The 24,687-nt window shown below is 71.3% G+C and carries 9 protein-coding genes and 2 pseudogenes; 5 read left to right on the top strand and 6 right to left on the bottom strand.

Features of this window, described 5'->3' with window-relative positions:
• The first annotated feature begins 92 nt into the window (after window positions 1–92).
• Complete coding sequence (locus ABT118_RS19470) at window positions 93–791, top strand: DUF4191 domain-containing protein (RefSeq protein ID WP_502884599.1); 699 nt, start codon at window positions 93–95, stop codon at window positions 789–791.
• Window positions 792–904: 113 nt separating this feature from the next.
• Here ABT118_RS19470 and ABT118_RS19465 read toward each other — a convergent pair whose 3' ends face one another.
• Window positions 905–1,372, bottom strand: coding sequence for an RDD family protein (locus ABT118_RS19465; RefSeq protein WP_350670008.1), 468 nt, complete (start codon window positions 1,370–1,372; stop codon window positions 905–907).
• A gap of 259 nt (window positions 1,373–1,631) precedes the next feature.
• On the opposite strand from ABT118_RS19465, the gene glnA reads away from it, so the two are divergent.
• Window positions 1,632–3,044, top strand: coding sequence for a type I glutamate--ammonia ligase (gene glnA, locus ABT118_RS19460; protein WP_350670007.1), 1,413 nt, complete (start codon window positions 1,632–1,634; stop codon window positions 3,042–3,044).
• A gap of 329 nt (window positions 3,045–3,373) precedes the next feature.
• Here glnA and ABT118_RS19455 read toward each other — a convergent pair whose 3' ends face one another.
• The gene (locus tag ABT118_RS19455; RefSeq protein WP_350670006.1) at window positions 3,374–4,336 is read right to left on the bottom strand and encodes a hypothetical protein; all 963 of its coding nucleotides are present in this window, start codon (window positions 4,334–4,336) and stop codon (window positions 3,374–3,376) included.
• 258 nt (window positions 4,337–4,594) lie between these two features.
• Between ABT118_RS19455 and ABT118_RS19450 the strand changes: the two genes are divergently transcribed.
• Together ABT118_RS19450 and ABT118_RS19445 are read left to right on the top strand one after the other, a co-directional pair.
• Entirely contained in the window at window positions 4,595–5,938 is a 1,344-nt protein-coding gene (locus ABT118_RS19450; RefSeq protein WP_350670005.1) for a hypothetical protein, read from the top strand.
• Window positions 5,939–6,121: 183 nt separating this feature from the next.
• Window positions 6,122–6,337 (top strand): hypothetical protein, encoded by a 216-nt coding sequence (locus ABT118_RS19445; RefSeq protein WP_350670004.1) that lies wholly within the window; start codon window positions 6,122–6,124, stop codon window positions 6,335–6,337.
• On the opposite strand, the gene ABT118_RS32760 is transcribed toward ABT118_RS19445, so the two are convergent.
• Together ABT118_RS32760 and ABT118_RS19435 are read right to left on the bottom strand one after the other, a co-directional pair.
• Window positions 6,271–6,606 carry an LUD domain-containing protein gene (locus ABT118_RS32760; protein WP_502884597.1) on the bottom strand — a complete coding sequence of 112 codons (336 nt, stop codon included), beginning with the start codon at window positions 6,604–6,606 and terminating at the stop codon, window positions 6,271–6,273. The two genes, ABT118_RS19445 and ABT118_RS32760, sit on opposite strands and share 67 nt — an antisense overlap.
• A pseudogene (locus ABT118_RS19435) lies at window positions 6,524–6,863 on the bottom strand (aldo/keto reductase); the annotation flags it as partial. The pseudogene ABT118_RS19435 and the gene ABT118_RS32760, both read right to left, overlap by 83 nt.
• A 306-nt stretch (window positions 6,864–7,169) precedes the next feature.
• On the opposite strand from ABT118_RS19435, the gene ABT118_RS19430 reads away from it, so the two are divergent.
• Complete coding sequence (locus ABT118_RS19430; RefSeq protein WP_350670003.1) at window positions 7,170–7,451, top strand: winged helix-turn-helix transcriptional regulator; 282 nt, start codon at window positions 7,170–7,172, stop codon at window positions 7,449–7,451.
• An 89-nt stretch (window positions 7,452–7,540) separates the two neighbouring features.
• Here ABT118_RS19430 and ABT118_RS19425 read toward each other — a convergent pair whose 3' ends face one another.
• Both ABT118_RS19425 and ABT118_RS19420 read right to left on the bottom strand, forming a co-directional pair.
• Entirely contained in the window at window positions 7,541–13,960 is a 6,420-nt protein-coding gene (locus tag ABT118_RS19425) for a thioester reductase domain-containing protein (RefSeq protein WP_502884608.1), read from the bottom strand.
• Between the two features lie 90 nt (window positions 13,961–14,050).
• Window positions 14,051–24,607 (bottom strand): annotated as a pseudogene (locus ABT118_RS19420) (SDR family NAD(P)-dependent oxidoreductase); the annotation flags it as partial.
• Window positions 24,608–24,687: the final 80 nt, after the last annotated feature.

The raw sequence follows: 24,687 nt of genomic DNA, 5'->3' as shown, positions 1-24,687 counted from the left end.
GGCCCGCCCGCTTCCGTTCGGTCGGCCTCGGGGGCGCGTCCGGGTTGCAGTTTGGGGGCGCCCTTGGATATCCCGTGCTCCCGCCACGTACCATGAGCGTTATGGCGAGGCAAACATCGGAAACACCTGGGCGGCTGAAGCAGATCCGCCAGGCGTACAAAATGACCAAGCAGGTCGACACCAAAATCGGCCTGATCATCGCGGGCGTCGGACTCATCACCTTCGGCGTCTTCCTCGCCATCGGCTTTGCGATCGACCACCCCATCTACCTGGGCATTCTCGGGTTCATCGTGGGCTTCCTGGCCATGGCGATCGTCTTCGGGCGCCGGGCCGAGAAGGCGGCTTTCGGACAGATGGAGGGACAGCCGGGCGCCGTGGCGGCCGTGCTCAACAACATCCGCCGCGGCTGGAGCGCCAACCCGACCCCGGTCGCGGTCACCCGCAACCAGGACGCGGTGTACCGCGCGATCGGCCGTCCCGGCATCGCACTGATCGGTGAGGGCAACCCGAACCGGGTGCGCGGGCTGCTGGCGGCCGAGAAGAAGAAGATGGCCCGTGTGGTCGGCGACGTCCCGGTGCACGACATCGTGGTCGGCAACGGCGAGGGCGAGGTCCCGCTGAAGAAGCTGCAGGTGCACCTGATGCGCCTGCCGCGGGCGATCACCCCCGGCCAGGTCACCGAGACCAACGACCGGCTGCGCGCCCTGGGCGACCTGCTCTCCAAGGCGCCGATCCCCAAGGGCCCGATGCCCAAGGGCGCCCGGATGCCCAAGGGCGGCCAGGTCCGCTGACCGCTCCACCCCCCGACACACCACGGCCCCGCCGCGAGATCCTCGCGGCGGGGCCGTTCGACTTCCTGCTCCCGACTTCCTGCTCCGGGGTCGGATCCTGCTCCCGGGTCGGGTCAGATCCGGACCTCGACGGTGCCGACCGCCTTGTCGTGCAGGCCGCGGGTGTCCCGGTCCCAGACCACGGCGGGGACGACCAGGCAGAGCAGCAGGGTACGCAGCAGCACCTGCGGGATGCTGGCCCGGCTGCCGTCCAGCCGGACCACCCGGAGGCCGAACAGCCGCTTGCCGACCGTGGTGCCGGTGGTCGCGAGCAGCAGCACCGTGATGCCGTAGAACAGCGGCGTGGTCCACACGTTGGCACTCGCCGCGACGCCCTTGCTGAGCAGCCCGTACGCGATCAGGCTGACCAGCCAGCCGTCGACGCACAGCGCGCCGATCCGCCGGCCCGGGCCGGCCAGCGCGCCGGGGCCCTCCTTGGGCAGGCCGAGGCGCTCACCGCGGTAGCCGAAGTCGGCGCCCATCCGCTCGGCGGCAGTCTTCGGGCCGTCGATCCACGATCCCAACGCATCTCTGGTGTCCACGAATCCACACTATCCGGGCAGTGCGGGCGATCTTCGGCCCCCTCCCCCCGAGCGGGTGAATCACTCCCACCGGGCTTCCGGGAGTGGTCTGGACCACTGGTCGGACGGACCCCGTTCCGGGGTGGCATTTTGCCCGGAACCGTATGCCTTTGACTCCCCCTTGAGCAGCCCGGTTAACATTCAGGAAACGAAGGGGTCACCGGCCGGAAACGGCCGATTCCTAGGGTTGACCCCTTAACCGGCTCGCTGAGGAGGATGGATGTTCAACAACGCCGCCGAGGTCAAGCAGTACATCGCGGACAACGACATCAAGTTCGTCGACGTGAGGTTCTGCGACCTGCCGGGCGTCATGCAGCACTTCTCAGTGCCTGCGGCGACCTTCGACCCGGCAGAGACGCTGATGTTCGACGGCTCGTCGATCCGCGGTTTCCAGGCGATCCACGAGTCCGACATGGCGCTCGTGCCCGACCTGACCACCGCCAGGCTCGACCCGTTCCGGAAGGAGAAGCACCTCAACATCAACTTCTTCATCCAGGACCCGATCACGGGCGAGGCCTACAGCCGCGACCCGCGCAACGTCGCCAAGAAGGCCGAGGCCTACCTGGCCTCCTCCGGCATCGCCGACACCGCCTACTTCGGGCCCGAGGCCGAGTTCTACGTCTTCGACTCGGTCCGCTTCGAGACCAGCGCGAACGCCTCGTACTACCACATCGACTCCGAGGCCGGCGCCTGGAACTCCGGCTCCGAGACCGGTGACGTGCGCGGCTACAAGGTCAAGTACAAGGGCGGCTACTTCCCGATCCCGCCGGTCGACCACTTCGCCGACCTGCGCGCCGAGATGTCCCTCGAACTCGCCGCGTCCGGCCTGGAGGTCGAGCGCCAGCACCACGAGGTGGGCACCGCCGGGCAGGCCGAGATCAACTACAAGTTCAACACCCTGCTGCACGCGGCCGACGACCTGATGCTGTTCAAGTACATCATCAAGAACGTGGCCTGGCGGAACGGCAAGACCGCCACCTTCATGCCGAAGCCGATCTTCGGCGACAACGGCTCGGGCATGCACGTGCACCAGTCGCTGTGGACCGCCGGCTCCCCGCTCTTCTACGACGAGCAGGGCTACGCGGGGCTCTCCGACACCGCCCGCTACTACATCGGCGGCCTGCTCAAGCACGCCCCCTCACTGCTCGCCTTCACCAACCCCTCGGTGAACTCCTACCACCGCCTGGTCCCCGGCTTCGAGGCCCCGGTCAACCTGGTCTACTCCCAGCGCAACCGCTCCGCCGCGATCCGGATCCCGATCACCGGCTCCAACGCCAAGGCCAAGCGGATCGAGTTCCGCGCCCCCGACCCGGCCTCCAACCCGTACCTCGCCTTCGCCGCCATGCTGATGGCCGGCCTGGACGGCATCAAGAACAAGATCGAGCCGCTGGAGCCGGTCGACAAGGACCTCTACGAGCTCGCCCCCGACGAGCACGCCTCCGTCCCCCAGGTCCCCGCCTCCCTCGGCGCCGTCCTGGAAGCCCTGGAGGACGACCACGAGTACCTCCTCGCGGGCGGCGTCTTCACCCCGGACCTGATCGAGACCTGGATCGACTACAAGCGCACCCACGAGATCGCCCCGATCGCCCTCCGGCCGCACCCGCACGAGTTCGAGCTGTACTACGACCTGTAGGCAAGAGGTCGACCTGCCGAAGCGCGGGTCAGCCTCTCCTCGTTTCCGCAGGCCGGCCCCTCGCCGGCCTGCGGAAACGCTTGCTCTGGGCAGCGCCCTGGAGTCGATTGCACAGCTGGACCGGCTCCGTGCCCCAACCACATGGGCGACTCAAGGCGATCTCACGACTCCAGGACGGTGAGGGCGAAGTCGGCGAGTTCTGGCTCGCAGTGGGATGTGCCTGGTCGGTCCCGCACGATCTGACCTTGTGCGCCCAGCACAGACGCAGGTTGCCGGCATCCGACCTTGGAGCAAGAGGTCGACCACGCCCCGGCCAGCCAGCGTCGGAGCTACTCCACGGAAGGTTCGGGGATGCGCCAGAGGATAGGGAAGCGATAGGCGTCCGGCAGGTTAAGCGGGCCGGGCGGACCTATCTGCTTAATCAGGTAGCCGAAGACCATGTGGTGGGCCTCCTCCGAGACCTCGTCCCAGGTGTCCGGGGTTACGATCATGACCTCCCTCATCAGAGCCAGGTCCGACTCGTTCTCCAGCATCTCCGCCCTGTCGTCCCGGTCCATCGTCTCGTCGGCCCGCATCGCGCGAATCGACTCGGCGAGGAGATTCGGCTCGGCCCGCAGGCGGCGGCGCACTTCCCGGCAGCCGTACTGGAAGGCCATGTAGGCGTCCAGTGCCTCCCGGTCCATGTCCTGGTAGCCGAACGGGGTGCCTTCGACGGCCCCGATGTAGTCGCCCTTCAGCGTGTGCAGCAGTAGCCTCAGCGCGTGCTCGGCCCCGTCGTCCTCGATGAACTTCTCCATCGCCCGGATCCACTCGTCCTCGGAGATGACCGGTTCGTGTGGCGCGGCGAGCCCGGGGGCGATCTGAATGGCGCTGAACGGGTTGACGAGGATGCCCATGATCATCTCGGGTGTCCATTTGCCGTCCTCACCACCCCAGCCGCTGTTGGCCAGTTCCTGGAACGACTTCAGGGCGCCCTTCTCCCCTTCACGAGCCGCCCGCCACAGCAACAGGAACCTTCCTGACTCGGTATCAGCGTCCCGAGGGGGACTGCACAGGCCTGCCAACACCACAACGATGTCGTGCACAGTCTCCCAACGGGGTATCGCCTTTCCGTTGATCGTGGACCGCACGGTCTCATGGCTGGCCTCGGACAGTCTTTCCTCCCACCCACGGATCAGCGCGCTCACCTTTCGAGAACTCAGCGAGCCTGCCGCGCGGTGCAGTTCCTGCAGGGCGTCGACCAGATCCTGGTGGTGGCCTTCCGGCCGGGACTCGTCATGGGTTCCCGTCACTCGGGTCCTCCTGATCGGGGCCGGCGAACAGATGCCAGCCGGTGTCAAGTTCTGCTGCCGCCCTCTACGACGCAGTCAGCTTTCGTCAAGTTTGGCACCCAGCGAACCAATTGGTGACTAGCGGCCGAACAGCCAGGTGAGCATGGTGAGGACAGCTGCGGAACGCAACATCTGAGGAGCTCACCACCAGTGCACATCCCCGTCTACGCACACAGCACGATCCGAGCCGCCCTACCCGCCGTGCCCACGGTCCGACAAGTGGAGAACGCGGACTGTTGCGTGTGCGGTGCCCCGTTCAGCCGGACTCTCGGCGCGGTACCGCTCGGCTCCGATCCGGAGTCCGGTCCATCCGGATGCCGGCCGTGCCTGACCCGACTGGTGAGCCGGGCACGGGAGACCCGGGACGCAGCCCTCGCTCAGGGTGCCGAACAGGTACGCCAGGACACCGAGAGCTGGCAATCTGTCCGTGAACACCACTTGGCCCAACTCGACGCGGTCGGGCGGGCAGCGGAGGAAGTCGCCGCGCTGGCCGGGAATGACGAGATCCCGGCATTGCGGGTGGCCTGGCTGTCGGTATCGCTTGAGTCGGCATACACCTGGATTCCCGACACACCGCAGCCGCCGGCCTCGATCAGTCAGGAGGATGCTCTTCTGACAAGCGCGGAAAGGCACTTGAGCCACTCCATGATCACAGCTCGTGAGGCTGTGGCCGACCGGCTCGCCTATCACCTGATCAACGCGGCACAGTCCGAAGAGCCGGAGATGTGCGAGGAGTTCGAGTGCCCTGAGGACTGCTCGGGACGACATGACGTGTCGGACATCGACTGCGGGCCGGACGCCATCTTCGAGGACCTTCAACAGCACGGCGTCACCGTCGAGGAGCCCGGCCCACCTCCCCTGTCGTCGCGGCTCACCGCACTCCTCGCACCACGGCCTGAGCAGCAGCCCCCCTTGTTCCCGGGACTGGAGGAGCAGGCCTCGACCGTACTAGCCCATCTAGGAGTCGACGCCAGCGACCCGGAGGTCCTGTTGAGTGCGGCGGCGGCCGGGCTGGCCGCCGAGGCGCTGTTGAACGAGGCTCTCGACGCCATTCGTGCGGCGCCTGGCGGGCCGGACGCAGGCGATGTCTTTGCGCAGGGTGTCGACCTTTACCGCCGGGCCCGCAAGGCGCTCCTCGCCGCCCGCGACGGCGGGCCTGAACGACTGGGTGCGTTCACGGCGGTCGCCTCGGACCTGGACCTCCCCTGGGCAGGCGGCTCCCGATTCACCCTGCGAGCCGCATCAGGACCGGTGGTCGACTTCGTCCGCACTGTCGAGGAACAGGTATGGATCACCGAGGAGCTGATGCGCCGGCAGGGCTGGCAGGACGCCCTCCTGCACCGTGCGTTCACAGCTGTGTTCAAGGCCACCCACCACTTCGGCATGCCCGGCTGGCCCGCCATTGTGGCGACCGCGATGGAGCGTCTTTCCTCGCTCGATCGACTGTCCGCACCCCCGGAACTCGCCGATCTCGAGGCCGTGGAGACCGCGTTGCTCCAGGCGCCGGACCGGTTGGGAGTGAACGCTCTCGGATGGCTCCGCCGCAATGTCCTCCTCGGCTAGCGGCAGACCGCCTCGCCTGGCGGGGAACCGGTCGTGCCGGCAGGCGACACAGAGCATCGACAAGTACCGAGCCACTACTGGAGCCCTCGGCCCCAGGCGGCCCGGCCCATACGAGGCGTTGGCCGACATCTCGATCACGCCGCAGTGGCGTAGGTCGAGTGCCTGGAGATCAAAGGGAGTTCAGTGAGCTGGGATCAGGTGACGCTGCTCGTTCTCGCATCGTTCGGATGCGTCACCTTGTTGCTGACACAGATCAGCGAGGTGCTGTCAAAGGTACCCCCGATCATCCGTGCTTGGCGGAAGGTCCAGGCCGAGCTGCACCGGGGTGGCCGTCATCGGTCGACCGCCGAGCGGACCGGCCCGGAAGAACCCCTGGAGGAAAGGGAAGCGGTGGAATAGCCGGACGGGAGTGGAGGCGAGCCGACCCGGGGCCCAGACGACTTGGCAGGCCGGCGGGTCGGATCGGAGAGGTCGGCGAGGATATGACTGATCTTCACCAGGCAGAGGTGGTGGTCAGGGAAGAGGGTGAGGACGCGGCGGCCTTGGCCGGTGTCGAGGACGATGGTGCCGGTGCCGGCGATGGCTGCTGCGGCGGACGCCGTCGGCGGTGAAGTCCCAGGCCCGGCGATGGGTGGCGGGCACAGCGAAGCCCTTGGCCAGGTAGTCACCGGCCCGGGACGAAGTCGAGCCGGCCCGGGACAGGCTCGAGCAAGCGGCCGACCTTGGTGGAGAGGGTGAACTCACTGCGGGGCCGGGCCCGGAGGGATTCGCCCAGACGGCGCTCGGAGCGGCCAAGGCAGTAGTGCGGGGCGGTGTCGAAGTAGCGGATGCCGCCGGCCCAGGCGGTCTCCAGAACCTCGGCCGCCTCCCGATCGGTAATCGGACCGGCGAGGTTGTCCGGCGGCAACAGCGGCGTCATGAACATCAACCGGTTCCGCTTCGCGTAACCGCCGACCGGCCTGCGGCCGGCTCCGACACCGTCGCGGGACCCTCCCCCACCGGGCCTGCAGGGCAGCGTCCGAGGAACCGGGCACCGTGCTGGTTCTCCCGCGAACGAGCCCTTCAGGGCAATCGTGGAGGCTCTTTCACAACCCAGCTCCCCCTCGCCGCCCCTGGGTTACGCTGGAGCGCACACCGGAACTGAGCGTGGTCGAACGAGGACCTACGAGATGGCAGGGGTGGGACTGTGAGCGTTCGGGCAAGACCGACACACTGTGGTCTGGACTCTGCGATGGAAGTCATCAGCGGCAAGTGGAAGGTGCTGATCCTCTGGGCGCTGCGCCACCAGGCCCGACGGTTCGGCGATCTCCGGCGGCAGGTTCCGGGCGTCAGCGAGAAGGTTCTGATCCAGCAGCTGCGCGAGCTGGAGGCGGACGGGATCGTGCTCCGGGAGACGTACGACGAGGCTCCGCTGCGGGTCGAGTACTCACTGACCGAGGACGGCCTGGCACTTGACGAAGCGTTGAAGCCGCTCGGCGCCTGGGGCCGCGAGCGCCTGCCCGTCCGGGTCTGACCCGTCCGACCCCGACGCGCAGCAAGGAGGTGCCGGCCGTGAATCGGCCGGCACCTCCTGCGTTCGCTGTCCTGGCGGGTCCCGCCGGGCTACTCCGCTGCGGCGGAGGCGTCCGGGAAGTACCCGGTCCGGGCGAAGAACTCGACGTGCTTGTCGAACAGTTCGGTTCCGGCCTGCGGGCACTCGATGCCGGTGCCGGCCAGCGCCTTCCTGGTCTCGGTGTCGTCGATCGCCGGGTAGAAGGTCTCCGGGCTGGCCGCCATGTACTCGAAGGCGTCGAACAGCGGCACCATCGCGTTGTCGGGGTCGGCGAGGACGCGGCTGCGCCAGTCGTCCCAGTCCAGTTCGTCCAGCCGGTAGCCGAACGACCGGAGCCGGTCCACGATGGCGGTGAAGCCCAACCCGCTGTTGTTGCAGACGTGGAAGGTGCCTCCGGCGGCCTCCGGGTTCCGGGAGACGGCGAGGATCGCGGAGCTGGCGTAGTCCACCGGCGTCAGGTGGAAGTCGACCGCCAGCCCGGCCGGCACCGCCCCGGCCTGGATCAGGCCCTTCAGGCTGAGCCAGACGAAGTCCCTGGTCTGGCAGGCGCCGTTGCGCTGGTCGCCCGCGATCAGGTCGACCCGGTAGACCGAGACCGGCAGGCCGCGCTCGCGGGCCAGGCCGATGATCTCCTCGGCCACCCACTTGCTCTGGGTGTACCCGGTCGGCAGGGTCTCGCCCGGGCCGGTCGGGTCGGCCACCCGCAGCGGCGCACCGCCGGCCTCCTGGCCGACGAAGACGCCGAGGGTGGAGACGTAGTGCACCGGCACGGTCCGGTAGCGGGCCGCCAGCCGCAGGATCTCCTCCGTCCCCAGCACGTTCGCGGGCTTGAGCATCGCGTACGGCTGGACCCAGTTGACCATCGCCCCGGGGTGGTAGACGGCGTCCACCCGGCGGGCCAGTTCGTCGAAGTGATCCGGCGTCAGGCCCAGGCCGGGCAGCCCGAGGTCGCCGACCACGACCGACAGCCGGTCCTGGTCCACCTCGTCCCAGAGCCGGTACCACTCCAGGTTCGCCCGCAGCCGGGCGGTGGCCGCGGCCTGGTCGGTGCCGCGCACCAGGCAGTGCACCCGGGCCCGGGTGGTCCGCATCAGGTCGCGCAGCAGGAAGGCGCCGAGGAAGCCGGTGGCGCCGGTGAGGAAGACCTCGGTCGGGTCCTCGACCGTGGACCGGACCTCGGCGGCGGGCCGGATGTCGTCCGCCAGCCGGATCTCGGCCCGGAAGTCGCCCGGCAGCGGGCCCCGGTCCGCCTCGGGCCCGTCCCCGCCGAGCAGTTCGGGGCGCAGGTGCTCGGCCAGGGCGTTCAGGGTCGGGTGGTCGAAGACCAGCGTGGTCGGCAGCCGGAGACCGGTCAACTGGCCCAGCCGGTTCCGGAGTTCGACGGCCGTGAGCGAGTCGAAGCCGATCTCGCCGAACGGCTGGTCGGCGTCCAGGCTGTCCGGGGCCGGGTGCCCCAGGACCGCGCCCGCCTCGGTCCGGAGCAGCACGACCAGGCGCTGGTGCTGCTCGGCCTCGGTGAGACCGGCCAGTTCCAGCACGGCGGTCCCGGCGCCGTCGTCGTTGCGGGCGGCGCGGCGGGCGGGCCGGCGGACCAGTCCGGCCAGCACCGCCGGGGCCGGGCGGGGCTGTTCGCGCAGCGCCTGGAGGTCCAGCGGGGCGGCCACCGCGGTCGCCCGGCTCAGGCCGAGGGCGAGGTCGAGCATCGCGGGCCCCTGGTCGGAGGCGATCGGCGGGTAGCCGGCCCGGGCGATGCGGTCGAGGTCGGCCTGGTCGAGGTGCTCGCCCATGCTGCCGCTCTGCGCCCACAGGCCCCAGGCCACCGAGGTGGCGGGCAGCCCGAGGCCGGACCGGTGCTCGGCCAGGGCGTCCAGGAAGGTGTTGGCCGCCGCGTAGTTGGACTGTCCGGCGCCGCCGATCACCCCGGCGAGCGAGGAGAACAGCACGAACGCGGACAGGCCGAGGTCGCGGGTGAGCTCGTGCAGGTACCAGGCCGCGTCGACCTTCGGCCGGAGCACCGAGGCCAGCCGCTCCGGCGTCATCCCGCCGATCAGCCCGTCGTCCGAGGTGCCTGCGGCGTGCACCACCCCGGTCAGCGGCCGGTCGGCGGGGACCGCCGCCAGCAGCGCGGCCAGCGCCGCCCGGTCGGCGGTGTCGCAGGCGGCGACCGTGACCTGGGCCCCGAGCCCGGCCAGTTCGGCGGTCAACTCGGGTACGCCGGGCGCCTGTTCACCCCGCCGGCTGGTGAGCAGCAGGTGCCGTACCCCGTGCTCGGTCACCAGGTGCCGGGCGAACAGTCCGCCCAGCGTGCCGGTACCACCCGTGATCAGGACCGTCCCGTCGGGGTTCCACGCCCCTGACGGGGCGTCGGGTCCGGCTGCCGGGGCCCGGCGCAGTCGGGGCAAGTAGGCCCCGGCGCCGCGGATCGCGGCCTGCGGCTCACCGGCGGCGACGACCGCCGAGAGCGCGGCCTGCTCCTGTTCGGGAGTAGCGGCACGGTCGGGGTCGAGGTCGACCAGGACCACCCGGTCCGGCTGCTCGGACTGCGCGGACCGCAGCAGCCCCCACACCGGGGCTGAGGCGGGGTCGGTGACGCCCTCCCCCGCCGTCACGGCCACCGCACCACGGGTGGCCAGCACCAGCGGCAGCTCGGCCAACCGGTCCTCCGTCAGCCACTGCTGGACCAGCGCCAGGGCGCGCTGCGCACCCGCGTGCGCAGCCTCGACCACGTCGGCGTCCGGCTCCGTCTGCTGGCGAACCAGGACGGCGTCGAGGCGCTGGCCCGCCGCGACCGCCGCGGCCAGCCCGGCGATACCGGCCGCCGACCCCAGCTCGGCCCAGCGCAGCGGCTCGGCCGGTGCGTCGAACGCGATCGGCGCCCAGGCCGGCTGGAGCACAGCGTCGCCGACCGACCGGGCGTGTGCTCCGCCGGGCTCGGCCCGGCGCAGCCGCAGCCCGTCGACGGCGGCGACCGCCCGGCCGCTGCGGTCGGCCAGCCGCAGCGTCCGGCTGCCGTCCGGCGCCGGGCTCAGCCGGGCGCGCAGCGCGGTGGCCCCGGTCGCGTACAGCCGGGTGCTGCCCCAGTCGACGGCGGCGGCGCCCGGCAGATCGAGCTGCACGGCGTGCAGGGCCGCGTCCAGCAGGGCGGGGTGCAGACCGAAGGCGGCGGCCTCCGCGCGGGCCGGCTCCGGCAGTTCGACCTCGGCGAACAGGTCGTCGCCCCGGCGCCAGAGCGCGGTCAGCCCCTGCAGCGACGGACCGTACGTCAGGCCCTGGTCCGCGAGCCTCCGGTAGGCCCCGTCCAGCTCGACCGGCTCGGCCCCGGGAGGTGGCCACTCGGTCAGCTCGAACGGTGCTCCGGGCCCGCGCACCGCGAGCGTCCCCCGGGCGTGCTCGGTCCAGCTGCCCTCGCCCTGGTCGGGGCGGCCGTGCACGGTGAGGGTGCGGCGCCCGGCCGGATCCGGCGGGCCGACCTTGAGCTGGAGCTGGAGGCCGCCGCTGGGGGGCAGTACCAGCGGTGCGCCGACGGCCAGTTGGTCCAGGGCGGTGCAGCCGCAGTCGTCCCCGGCCCGGACGGCCAGCTCCACCAGCACGGCGGCCGGGACGACCACGGCGTCCCCGACGGCGTGCTCGGCCAGCCAGCCGTGGGTGTGCGGGGAGAGGCGGGTGGTGAAGAGCAGCTCGTCGGAGCCGGCCACCGCCACGGCGGCGCCGAGCAGCGGGTGCCCGGTCGGGGCCAGCCCCAGCCCGGCGGCGTCGACGGTCGCCGACCCCGGGGCGAACCAGTACCGCTCGTGCTGGAACGCGTAGGTGGGCAGCTCGACCGGACGGGCGTCCGTGCCGGCGAACAGCGTCGGCCAGTCGATCGCCACCCCGCGCACGTGCAGCTCGCCGAGCGAGGCCAGGAAGCGCTCCGGACCGCCCTCGTCCCGGCGCAGCGTCCCGGTGACGACCGCGTCCTCGGCGATCTCCTGGAGCGCGGAGGTGAGCACCGGGTGCGGGCTGATCTCCACGAACACCCGGTGGCCCTGCTCGGCCAGCGCGCGGACCGAGTTGTCGAACTCGACCGGCCGGCGCAGGTTGGAGTACCAGTAGGCCGGGTCGAGCGCGGCACCGTCCACCCAGTCGCAGGTCACCGTGGACAGGAACGGGATGCTCCCGGCCTGCGGACGGATCGGGGCCAGCGCCGCGAGCAGCTCGTCCCGGACCGGCTCGACCTGGGCCGAGTGCGAGGCGAAGTCGGTGCCGAAGCGCCGGGTCCGGGCGCCGTCCGCCTTGCACTGGTCGAGGAACTCGTCCAGCAGGGCGCGGTCGCCCGCGACCAGGACCGAACTCGGCCCGTTCACCACGGCGATGGACAGCTTCCCGTCCCACTGCTCCAGCCGCCGGGCGACCTCGTCCCGGGGCAGGGCGACCGCGCCCATGCCGCCGCCGCCCTGGAGCGAGAGGGCGAGCCGGCTGCGCTGGGTCACCACCCGGGCGGCGTCCTCCAGCGAGAGCGCGCCCGCCACGTACGCGGCCGCCACCTCGCCCTGCGAGTGGCCGACCACGGCGGCGGGCTCGACGCCGCAGGAGCGCCAGAGCGCGGCCAGCGAGACCATCACCGCGAACAGCACCGGCTGCACGACGTCGAGCCGGTCGATCGAGGGTGCGCCGTCGCGCTGCCGCAGGACGTCCTCCAGCGACCAGTCCAGGTAGGGCGCGAGCGCCCGTTCGCAGTCCGCGATCCGCTCGGCGAAGACCTGCGACCCGGCCAGCAGCTGCGCCGCCATCCCGGCCCACTGGCTGCCCTGCCCCGGGAAGACGAAGACGGTGCGGCCGACCTCGCCCGACCGGCCCTGGACCAGGCCCGGGGCCGACGCTCCGTCAGCCAGCGCCGCCAGCAGGTCCCGCAGGCCGTCCGGGTCCTGCGGGGCCAGTACCGCCCGGTGTTCGAGCGCGGTGCGGGTGGTGGCGAGCGAGAGCGCGAGGTCCGCCGGGCGGGCGGCGGGTTCGCGGTCGAGGAAGGCGGTCAGCCTGCGGGCCTGGTCCTGCAGCGCCTCGGGGGTCCGGCCGGAGAGCAGGTACGGGAACAGCTCGGCGGACCCGGCCGGTTCGGCGGGCTCGGCCGGTTCGGCGGGCGGCTGCTCCAGGATGACGTGGGCGTTGGTGCCGCTGGCGCCGAAGGCGGACACCGCCGCCCGGCGCGGGGCCCCGGTCTCCGGCCAGGGCCGGGCCTCGGCCAGCAGCCGGACGTCCCCCGCCGACCAGTCGACCAGCGGAGTGGGCTGGTCCAGGTTGATCATCCGGGGCAGCACGCCGTGGCGCATCGCCTGGATCATCTTGATCAATCCGGCGACGCCCGCGGCCGCCTGCGGGTGGCCGATGTTGGACTTCACCGAGCCCACCCAGAGCGGGCGGCCCGCCGGCCGGCCCTGCCCGTAGGTGGCCAGCAGCGCCTGCGCCTCGATCGGGTCGCCGAGCCGGGTGCCGGTGCCGTGCGCCTCGACCACGTCCACGTCGGCGGTGGTGAGCTTCGCACCCGCGAGCGCCGTGCGGATCACCCGTTCCTGGGAGGGGCCGTTCGGCGCGGTCAGGCCGTTGGACGCGCCGTCCTGGTTGACGGCCGTCCCCCGGACGATCGCCAGCACCCGGTGGCCGTTGCGCCGCGCGTCGGCCAGCTTCTCCACCACCAGCACGCCGACGCCCTCGGACCAGCCGATGCCGTCCGCCGCCGCCGCGAAGGGCTTGCACCGGCCGTCGGGCGCGAGCGCCCGCTGCCGGGCGCCGTCGAGGTAGCCGCCCGGGTGGGCCGACACGTAGGAGGCACCGGCCAGCGCCAGCGACGACTCCCCCGAACGCAGCGACTGGGCGGCCAGGTGCAGCGCCACCAGCGCGGAGGAGCAGGCCGTGTCCACCGACACCGCCGGACCCTCCAGCCCGAGCGTGTACGAGATCCGGCCGCTGGCCATGCTGCTGAGCTTGCTGGTCATCTGGTAGCCCTCGAACTCCTCCGGGCCGTCCAGGTCCAGATAGCTCTGCTCGACCAGACCGGCGAAGACCCCGGTGTTCGAACCCTTGAGCCCGGTCGGGTCGATCCCGGCCTGCTCCAGGGCCTCCCAGGCGGTCTCCAGCAGCACTCGCTGCTGCGGGTCCATGGCGAGGGCCTCACGCGGGGAGATCCCGAAGAACGCGGCGTCGAACTCGCCCGCGCCGTCCAGGAATCCGCCCTGCTTGATGTAGGTCTTGCCGGGCTTCGCCGGGTCCGGGTCGTACAGGCCGGCCAGGTCCCAGCCGCGGTCGGTCGGGAAGTCCGTGATGGCGTCCGCCTCGTCCAGGACCAGCTGCCACAGCTCGTCCGGCGAGGCCGCGCCGGGGTAGCGGCAGGCCATCCCGACGATCGCGACCGGCTCCTCCAGACCGGCCTCCAGGTCGGCGACCCGGCGGCGGGACTTCTGCAGATCGGCGGTCATCCGCTTGAGGTACTCGACCAGCTTCTCTTCGTTCGACATGTGGTTACGCGTCTCCTACGACGTCAGAAGCCCGACGGGGCAAGGTTGTTGATCGGGCGGTCAGCCCGGCGGTCAGCCCGGGAGGTGGCCGAACTCGGAGTCGATCAGGTCGAAGATGTCGGCGGCGGAAGCACCCTCCAGCCGGCTCTCGAAGTCGGGGCCGACGGCCGGCTCCTCGGTGCCGGCGGTCTCGGTGAACCGCGACAGCATGGTCCGGAGCCGGGTCAGCACCAGCTGCCGGTCCACCGCGTCCGGGACGGTGGCGGCCAACGCGGCCTCCAGGTCGTCCAGTTCGGCCAGCACCGGCTTCCGGGCGGCCGTACCGGCCTCCTCGGCCAGCAACCGGAGCACGTGCCCGGCGAGCGCGGCCGGGCTCGGGTGGTCGAAGACCACGGTGGCGGGCAGCCTGCGGCCGGTCGCCGCATTGAGCCGGTTGCGCAGATCCACCGCGGTCAGCGAGTCGAAGCCGAGCTCCTGGAACGGCCGGTCCGCCCCGACCGCGACGGCCTCGGCATGCCCCAGCACCGTGGCCACCACCCCGCGCACGACGGCCAGTACGGCCTCGTACCGCTCCGCCTCGCCGAGCCCGGCCAGCCGCTCGGCCAGCGGTACGGCGGCCTGCGCCGACGACCCGGCCTGCCCCGGGCGACGCACCGGTCCCGTCAGCAGACCGCGCAGCAGCGGGTTCACCTGCTCCCCCGCGCGCGCCGCCGACCTGACCGGGAGGGCGAGCGGGACGGCCAACAGGGCAGCGGCATCGGCGCCGAGCGCGCGGTCGAACCAGGCGGTGCCCTGCTCGGGCGTGACCTCCCGGAAGCCGTCCCGGGCGAAGCGGAGCCGATCCGCCTCTCCCAGCTGCCCGTTGATGCCCTCGCCACCGGCCCACAGCCCCCAGGCGAGCGCGGTACCGGGCAGGCCCTGGGCCCGGCGGTACTGGGCGAGCCCGTCCAGGAACGCGTTCGCGGCAGCGTAGTTGGCCTGGCCCGGACTGCCGAGAACGCCGGCCGTCGCGGAGAACAGCACGAAGGCGGCGAGATCCAGCTCCCGGGTCAGCTCGTGCAGATGCCAGGCGGCGTCGGCCTTGGGCCGCAGGACGGCGGCCAGCCGATCGGCGGAGAGCCCAGGGACCAGGGCGTTGTCCTGGACCCCGGCCGCGTGCACGACGGCGGCGAGCGGGTGCTCGGCCGGGATCGCGGCCAGCAGGTCCGCGAGCGCGGTGCGGTCCGCCACGTCGCAGGCGGCCAGCGTGACGGCGGCGCCGAGTCCGGTCAGCTCGGCCGCCAACCGGACCGCGCCCGGGGCGTGTTCACCCCGGCGGCCGACCAGCAGCAGGTGCCGGGCGCCGTGGCGGGTGACCAGGTGACGGGCGAACAGGGCGCCGAGGGCGCCGGTGCCGCCGGTGATCAGGACGGTGCCGTCCGCGAGGGCGGCGAGGGGGACGTGCCGGTCGTCGGGCAGGTCGCTGTCGAGGCCGCCGGGGCGGACCTCGGGCAGGCGGTCCAGCCTGGGCAGGTGAACCGTGCCGGACCGGAGTGCCGCCTGCTCCTCACCCGAGGCCAGCACTGCCGACAGGGCCGCCAGGTCCGGGTTCTCCTCGCCGTCCGCATCGTCGTCCGCATGGCCGTCCGCATCGACATCGATCAGCACGATCCGGCCGGGCTCCTCGGACTGGGCGGACCGCAGCAGCCCCCAGGCCGCCGCGACTCCCGGGTCCACCGGCTCGTCGGCCGCAACGGCAACCGCCCCCTTGGTCAGCACCACCAGGCGGACCCCGGCCAGTCGCTCCTCGGCCAGCCACTGCTGCGCCAACGCGAGCGTTCCGGCGATGACCCGGTGAGCGGTGCCGATCGGATCGCCACCGGCCGTACCCTGCAGCGGCGTTGCGAGTACGGCGTCGAACGCCGCACCCGCGTCCCGCGCCGCCGCCACCGCGGCCACGTCGGCGAACGCCTCTCCCGCTGCTGCGCCTCCGGACGCACCGGCCAGCCGTGCCCAGCCGAACGGCACGGCAGGTACCGGCAGGTGGGTCGGGGTCCAGTCGACCCGGAGCAACGGGCCGGGGCCCGTGCCGAACTCCTGGTCGGCCAGCCCACGGAACGCCACCGACTCCGCCTCGGCGATCAACTGGTCTGCTTCGTCGAAGAGTTGGACCGATACTGCCGACTCTCCGGCCGGGGTCACCAGGACCCGGGCGGCCGGAGCCCCGGTCGCGTAGAGGCGCACACCACGCCACTCGGCGGGTACCGAGGTCGTACCGTCACGGCCGGCCGCCCCCTGGCCGAGCAGGGCGGCCTCCCACAGGTCCGGGTGGAGGCCGTAGCCCGAGCTCTCCTGCCGGTACTCCTCCGGCAGTTCGATCGATGCCAACTGCCCGGCCGGGGAAGCGGATCCGGTGGAAGCGCCGTCCCCGAGCCGCCCGTCGGCGTGCAGGGTCCACGCGGCGTACTCGTCCGCGCGGGAGTGGATGGCGAGGCTGCGCAGGCCCGCTGCGTCCGGTGCGCCGAGCTTCAGCTGGAGCTGAACCCCGCCGCCCTCCGGCAGGACGAGCGGTGCCCGCAGGGACAGCTCCTCCAGCGTCGTACTGCCGACCTCCGCACCGGCCCGCAGGGCGAGTTCGACCAGGGCGGACACCGGGAGCACGACCGAGCCGAGGACCGCCCGGTCGGCCAGCCACGGGTGCTGGTGCACCGAGAGGTGATTGGCGAACAGCACCTCGTCCTGGCCCGCGAGGAACACCCCGGCCCCCAGCAGCGGGTGACCGGTCGGCCGGAGCCCGAGCCCGGCCGCATCGGTGGACGGCCCGGTCGAGGCCAGCCAGTACCGGCGGCGCTGGAAGGCGTAGGTGGGCAGGTCGATCCGGCGGGCGCCGGTGCCGGTGAAGTAGGCCGACCAGTCCACGGTGGCTCCCTGGGCGTGCAGTCGGGCCACCGCGCCGACGACGGTCTCGGCCTCCGGCCAGTCCCGGCGGAGCAGGGCCACCGCGCTGTGCCCGGCGGTCGTCGGCCCGTCGGAGGCCCGCGCGTCCAGGATCTCCTCGGCGAGTCCGGTGAGGACGGCGTCGGGTCCGAGTTCGACCAGCGTCGTCGCCCCCTGCCCGGCAAGGGTGTGGATGGCGTCGAGGAAGCGTACGGGCTGGCGGACCTGGCGGACCCAGTAGTCGGGGGTGCGCAGGTCGTCGCCGTCGGCCAGCTGCCCGGTGAGGGTGGAGACGATCGGGATCCGGGGCCGCTGGTAGTCGATCTCCGCGGCGATCCGGGCGAACTCGGCCAGCATGCCGTCCATGTGCGCGGAGTGGAACGCGTGACTGACAGTCAGCTTCTTGGTACGCCGCCCCTGCGCCGCGAGCGCTGCCACGACCTCGGCGACCGCCTGCTCGTCGCCCGAGACCACCACGGCCTGCGGCCCGTTCACCGCGGCGATCGACACACCGTCCACCAGGAGCGGCAGCACGTCGTCCTCGGACGCCTGCACCGCGACCATCGAACCGCCGCCCGGCAGGGCCTGCATCAGCCGCGCACGAGCCCCCACCAACCGGGCCGCGTCAGCGAGCGTGAGGACACCCGCGACATGCGCGGCAGCCAGCTCACCGATCGAATGCCCCACCAGATAGTCCGGCCGCACACCCCACGACTCCACCAACCGGAACAGCGCCACCTCCACCGCGAACAAAGCCGGCTGCGCAAACCCCGTCAGATCCAGACCCACACCCGAGGCGATCACCTCACGCAACGGCCGCTCCAACTGGCCGTCCAGCTCCGCACACACCGCATCAAACGCAGCCGCGAACACCGGGAACCCGGCACACAGCTCCAACCCCATCCCCACCCGCTGCGCACCCTGCCCCGTGAACAAGAAGCCAGAGCGGGCAGAACTACGCGTGCTGGTTGACGCACCGTCGGCCAACTCGCTCAACTGGAGCACGAGTTCATCACGGGAGGCGCCGACCAGTACTGCGCGGTGCTCCAGCGAGGCGCGGCCCGTCGCCAGCGAGAAAGCCACGTCCAGCACGTCATCGGCCTGGGCCACCGGAAGCAGTGCACGTGCCTGATCGGCCACCGCCTGCGGCGACTTCCCCGACACCACCCACGGCACCACCGGCAGCACCACCGGCTCCACCACAACCTCCGACTCCTCGACCGGAGCCTGCTCAACGATCACATGCGCATTCGTCCCACCGAACCCGAACGACGAGACGCCCGCGCGCCGAGGACCGTCGGTGTCCGGCCAGGCCTGCTGCTCCGTCAGCAGAGCGACCGAGCCCGCGCTCCAGTCGATGTGCGGGGACGGTTCGTCGACATGGAGGGTGCGGGGCAGTACGCCGCGCCGCATCGCCTCGACCATCTTGATCACGCCACCGACGCCGGCCGCCGCCTGGCTGTGCCCGATGTTCGACTTCAACGACCCCAACCACAACGGCCGTTCAGCGGGGCGGTCCTGCCCGTACGTCGCGATCAACGCCTGCGCCTCGATCGGGTCACCGAGCGTGGTGCCCGTGCCGTGGGCCTCCACCGCATCCACATCCGCCGTGGAGAGACCGGCATTCGCCAGCGCCTGCCGAATCACCCGCTCCTGGGACGGACCGTTCGGCGCCGTCAGACCGTTCGACGCACCGTCCTGGTTGACCGCACTGCCACGCAGCACCGCGAGCACCTGGTGGCCGTTGCGCCGTGCATCCGAAAGCCGCTCCACCAGCAGCAGCCCGACACCCTCACTCCACCCAGTTCCGTCCGCAGCGGCGGCAAAGGCCTTGCAGCGACCGTCGGTCGAGAGCCCGCGCTGCCGGGAGAACTCCACGAACGCCTGCGGGGACGACATCACCGTCACCCCGCCGGCCAGCGCGAGATCGCACTCGCCCTGACGCAGCGCCTGCGCCGCCAGGTGCAGCGCCACCAGCGAGGAGGAGCAGGCTGTGTCGACCGTGACCGCCGGACCCTCCAAGCCGAGCGTGTAGGAGACCCGTCCGGAGGCGATGCTGCCGGCGTTGCCCCCGGCGAGGTAACCCTCCAGCTCGTCCGGGACGTTCTGCACCGTCGATCCGTAGTCGTGGTACATCACACCCGTGTAGACACCGGTCCGGCTGCCCCGCAAGGTGGACGGGTCGACGCCCGCGCTCTCCACCGTCTCCCAGGCGGTCTCCAGCAGCAGCCGCTGCTGCGGGTCCGTCGCGAGCGCCTCACGCGGGGACATCCCGAAGAACTCGGCATCGAACTGGTCCGCATCGTGCAGGAACCCACCCGACCGGGTGTAGCTGTGACCGACCCGCGCGGGGTCCGGGTCGTAGAGACCCGCCAGGTCCCAACCCCGGTTCTCCGGGAAGCCGCTGACCGCATCCGTACCCGACTCGACCAGACGCCACAGGTCCTCGGGGGACCGCACCCCACCGGGATAGCGGCACGCCATCCCGACGATCGCGATCGGCTCCGAAGTGAACGTGCCGGCGACCTCAACCCGGTTGCGGCTCACGGTGGTTCCGGAGAGTGCGGCAGCGAGGTGTGCCGTCAGGGCGGCCGGGGACGGGTGGTCGAAGGTGAGGGTCGCGGGCAGCTTCAGGCCGGTGGCCGCGTTGATCCGGTTGCGGAGTTCGACGGCGGTGAGCGAGTCGAAGCCCATCTCCTGGAAGGCGCGGTCCACATCGATGGCCGCCCGGTCCGTATGACCGAGCACCCCGGCGACCTCGCCTCGCACGAGATCCAGGAGGAACTGCTCGCGCTCCAGCGGCGCGAGCGCTTCCAGCCGGTCCGACAGGCCGCTCTCCGCACCGTGGTCGGCCGCGCGGCGGCGGGTAGCCGGCACGAGCCCGCGGAGCAGGGCCGGTATGTCGGCGCCCGGAGCGCTCAGAGCGGCCTGGTCGATCGGGGTGAGCGCCAGGACGGCCTCGTCCGACTTCAGGGCCGCATCGAAGAGGGCGAGTGCGTCCGTGGTGGCCAGCGGCCGCAGGCCCATCCGGGCCATCCGCTTCCGGTCGACCTCGGCGAGCCCGGCGCTCAGCGCGCTGGTCTCCTCCCAGAGGCCCCAGGCGAGTGAGGTGGCAGGCAGACCCAGACCGCGACGGTGCTCGGCCAACGCATCCAAATACGTATTACCCGCCGCATAGTTGCCCTGCCCACCAGTACCCAACAGACCGGCAACCGACGAATACAACACGAACGCCGACAGGTCCAACCCACGCGTCAACTCATGCAGGTTCCACGCAGCCTCCACCTTCGGCCGCAACACACCAGCCAACTGCGCCGGCGTCATCGACCCGATCACCGCATCATCAACAACACCCGCCGTATGCACCACCGCCACCAACGGAAACTCCGCCGGAACATCCGCCAACACCGCACCAAGCGCCTCACGATCAGCCACATCGCAAGCCGCCCACACCACCTCCGCACCCAACCCCGCCAACTCCGACGCCAGCTCAACCGCACCCGGCGCACCACCACCACGACGACTCACCAACAACAACCGACGCGCACCGTGCTCCACCACCAGATGCCGCGCCAACACACCACCCAACACACCCGAAGCACCCGTCACCAACACCGTCCCCGCACCCCAACCAGGCCCGGACGCACCCGCACTCACACCCGCACGCACCAACCGCGGCACCGACACCACACCACCACGCACCGCCGCCTGCGACTCCCCCGAAGCCACCACACCCGCCAACAACCCACCGCAGCCGGCGAGCTCATCAACCTCAACCAACACAAACCGACCCGGATGCTCCGTCTGCGCCGACCGCACCAGACCCCACACACCCGCCTGACCCAAATCCCCACCAACCGACACCACCACCAGACGCGAACCACCCAACCGCGCCTCCCCCAACCACCCCTGCAGCAGCCTCAGCACACCAACCGTCACCTCACCCACCACACCACCAACCGCCAACGGCAACACCACCACCGAAGGCACCACCCCACCCGCATCCAACTCCGCCACCAACCCGGCAAAGTCCACAAACGAACGCCCCACACCAACACCCACACCACCCAACACAGCCCAATCACCCAGATCAGCACGGGTGTTGTCGACCGGGTGATCAACCCAGCGAAGGCCGAACATGTCGTGGCCAGTGCCCCGATCGGCCGCACGGAGGGCCTCCGGCGACAGTGGACGCAGCAGCAGCGAGTCCACCTCGACCACCGGCGCGCCGGTGCCGTCGAAGGCCGTCAACGAGACGGTGTCGGGGCCCGTGAGAGCGAGCTTCACGCGCAGGGACGCGGCGCCCGTCGCGGAGACCCGGACGCCGGACCAGGTGAACGGGAACCCGGTCTGCCCCACCTCGTCGGCGACGCCGGGGAGCAGTGCGTGCAAGGCCGCATCCAACAACGCCGGATGCAACACATACCGCCCCGCCTCACCCCGCACCCCCTCCGGCAACACCACCTCAGCAAACAACTCACCCCCACCCCGCCACACCCGACTCAACCCACGAAACGCAGCCCCATACCCGTACCCACCAACCGCCAACCGCCCATACACACCACCCAGATCAACCTCAACCGCACCAACCGGCGGCCACACCCCCACACCAACCCCACCAACCGAACCAGCCCCACCAACCGAACCCAACACACCCGAGGCATGCAACACCCACACCCCACCACCAACCCGCGAAAACACCTCAACCCCACGAACACCACCACCACCAACACCACCCACAACAACCTGCAACTGCACCCCACCCGACCCCAACACCAACGGAGCCCCCAACACCAACTCCACCACCACCCCACAACCAACCCGCTCACCCACACCCAACAACAACTCCACAAACACCGAACCCGGCACCACCACCGACCCCAACACCACATGCTCACCAAGCCACGGCTGCGACTCCCGCGACAGCCTGGTGGTGAACAGCAGACCGGTCCCGTCGGCCGACTCCACCACTGCGCCGAGCAACGGGTGCCCCGTCGGCGTGAGGCCGAACTCGGACACGTCGCCCGTACCGGCCGTGGGCGCCAGCCAGAAACTGCGGTGCTGGAAGGCGTAGGTGGGCAGGTCGATCCGGCGGGCTCCGGTGCCGGCGAAGTAGGCCGACCAGTCCACGGTGGTTCCCCGGGCGTGCAGTTGGGCAAGCGCCGCGACCAGGGTCTCCGGTTCCGGACGGTTCGCCCGCAGGGCCGGGACGGCCAAGGTGGCGGCCGGGTCCTGAACGCCGGCGGCGGCCATGCCCGCGGCCACCGCGTCGGGACCGAGTTCCAGCATGGCGCTGACGCCTTCGGCCTCAAGGGTGTGGATGGCGTCGAGGAAACGTACGGGTTGGCGGACCTGGCGGACCCAGTAGTCGGGAGTGCGCAGGTCATCGCCGTCGGCCAGCTGCCCCGTGAGGGTGGAGACGATCGGGATGCGAGGCCGCTGGTAGTCGACCTCCGCGGCGACCCGGGCGAACTCGGCCAGCATGCCGTCCATGTGCGCGGAGTGGAACGCGTGACTGACGGTCAGCTTCTTGGTACGGCGCCCCTGGGCGGCGAGCGCTGCCGCGACCTCGGCGACCGCCTGCTCGTCGCCCGAGACCACCACGGCCTGCGGCCCGTTCACCGCAGCGATCGACACATCATCGACCAGGAGCGGCAGCACCTCGTCCTCGGACGCCTGCACCGCGACCATCGAACCGCCACCCGGCAGGGCCTGCATCAACCGCGCACGCGCCCCCACCAACCGGGCCGCATCAGCAAGCGTGAGGGCACCCGCGACATGCGCCGCAGCCAGCTCACCGATCGAATGCCCCACCAGGTAGTCCGGCCGCACACCCCAAGACTCCACCAACCGGAACAGCGCCACCTCCACCGCGAACAACGCCGGCTGCGCAAACCCCGTCAGATCCAGACCCACACCCGAGGCGATCACCTCACGCAACGGCCGGTCCAACTGCCCGTCCAGCTCAGCACACACCGCATCGAACGCAGCCGCGAACACCGGGAACCCGGCACACAGCTCCAACCCCATCCCCACCCGCTGCGCACCCTGACCCGTGAACAAGAACCCCAGCCGACCGGCGGTACGCGCGGCGACCGGAGCGCCGTCGGCCAACTGACGCAACTTCTCGACGAGTTCGTCCCGAGAGGTGCCGACGAGCACTGCGCGGTGCTCCAACGCGGAGCGGCCGGTCGCCAGCGAGAAGGCCACATCCAGCGCCTCACGGCCCTCCACGGCCGGAAGCAGCACACGTGCCTGATCGGCCACCGCCTGCGGCGACTTCCCCGACACCACCCACGGCACCACCGGCAGCACCACCGGCTCCACCACAGCCTCCGATTCCTCGACCGGAGCCTGCTCCACGATCACATGCGCATTCGTCCCACCAAACCCGAAGGAGGAGACGCCGGCCCGGCGCGGTGCGCCCGTCTCCGGCCACTCCTGCTGCTCCGTCAGCAGCGCGACAGCCCCCGACTCCCAGTCCACATGCGGCGAACGCTCCTCCGCGTGCAACGTACGCGGCAGCACACCGCGCCGCATCGCCTCCACCATCTTGATCACGCCGCCGACACCGGCCGCCGCCTGGCTGTGCCCGATGTTCGACTTCAACGACCCCAACCACAGAGGCCGTTCGACAGCACGACCCTGCCCGTACGTCGCGATCAGCGCCTGCGCCTCGATCGGGTCACCCAACGTGGTACCCGTACCGTGGGCCTCCACCGCATCCACATCCGCCGTGGAGAGACCGGCATTCGCCAACGCCTGCCGAATCACCCGCTCCTGCGCAGGACCGTTCGGCGCCGTCAGACCATTCGACGCACCATCCTGGTTCACCGCACTCCCACGCAGCACCGCCAACACCTGGTGGCCATTGCGCCGCGCATCCGAAAGCCGCTCCACCAACAGCAGCCCCACCCCCTCACTCCACCCCGTCCCATCGGCCGAAGCCGAAAACGACTTGCACCGCCCGTCCGCCGACAGACCACGCAGCCGGGAGAACTCGAGGAAGGCGACCGGAGTCGACATCACCGTGACCCCGCCGGCCAGCGCGAGATCGCACTCACCCCGACGCAGCGCCTGCGCCGCCAGGTGCAGCGCCACCAGCGACGACGAGCACGCCGTGTCGACCGCGACGGCCGGGCCCTCCAGCCCGTAGGTGTAGGACAGCCGCCCGGCCGCGATGCTGCCCGCGCTGCCGCTGAACAGGTAGCCCTCGAAGCCGTCCGCAGGGAGGTCGGGGCGCGAGCCGTACTCGCTGTACATCACACCCGTGTAGACACCGGTCCGACTGCTACGGAGCGAGTCGGGGTTGAGGCCGGCGCTCTCGAACGCTTCCCAGGCGGTCTCCAGCAGCAGCCGCTGCTGCGGATCGGTCGCGAGCGCCTCACGCGGGGACATCCCGAAGAACTCGGCATCGAACTGATCCGCGTCGTGCAGGAACCCACCCGACCGGGTGGTGCTGCGGCCGACCTGGTCGGGGTCCGGGTCGTAGAGCGCGTCCAGGTCCCAACCCCGGTTCTCCGGGAAGCCGGTGACCGCGTCCGTGCCCGACTCGACCAGACGCCACAGGTCCTCGGGGGAACGCACCCCACCGGGATAACGGCACGCCATCCCGACGATCGCGATCGGCTCGTGCTCGCGGTCCTCCACCTCGCGCAGGCGCTTGCGCGCCTCGCGGGCATCGGCAATGGCGCGCTTGAGGTATTCGCGAAGTTGCGCTTCGTCAGCCACGGGATCTCAGCTCTCCGGTCAAGGTGGTAACAGGTACGGGTCGTGCGCCGCCGAAGGGTCGG

Origin of the sequence: Kitasatospora sp. NPDC002040 (assembly GCF_040296785.1) — a bacterium.
GTDB lineage: Bacteria > Actinomycetota > Actinomycetes > Streptomycetales > Streptomycetaceae > Kitasatospora.
This window is presented reverse-complemented; position numbering and strand designations above follow the sequence as displayed.

Bases quoted from the DNA above. Each gene is read 5' to 3' on its own strand.
- glnA (WP_350670007.1), top strand. From the start codon at position 1,632: ATGTTCAACAACGCCGCCGAGGTCAAGCAGTACATCGCGGACAACGAC.
- ABT118_RS19470 (WP_502884599.1), top strand. From the start codon at position 93: ATGAGCGTTATGGCGAGGCAAACATCGGAAACACCTGGGCGGCTGAAG.
- ABT118_RS19430 (WP_350670003.1), top strand. From the start codon at position 7,170: ATGGAAGTCATCAGCGGCAAGTGGAAGGTGCTGATCCTCTGGGCGCTG.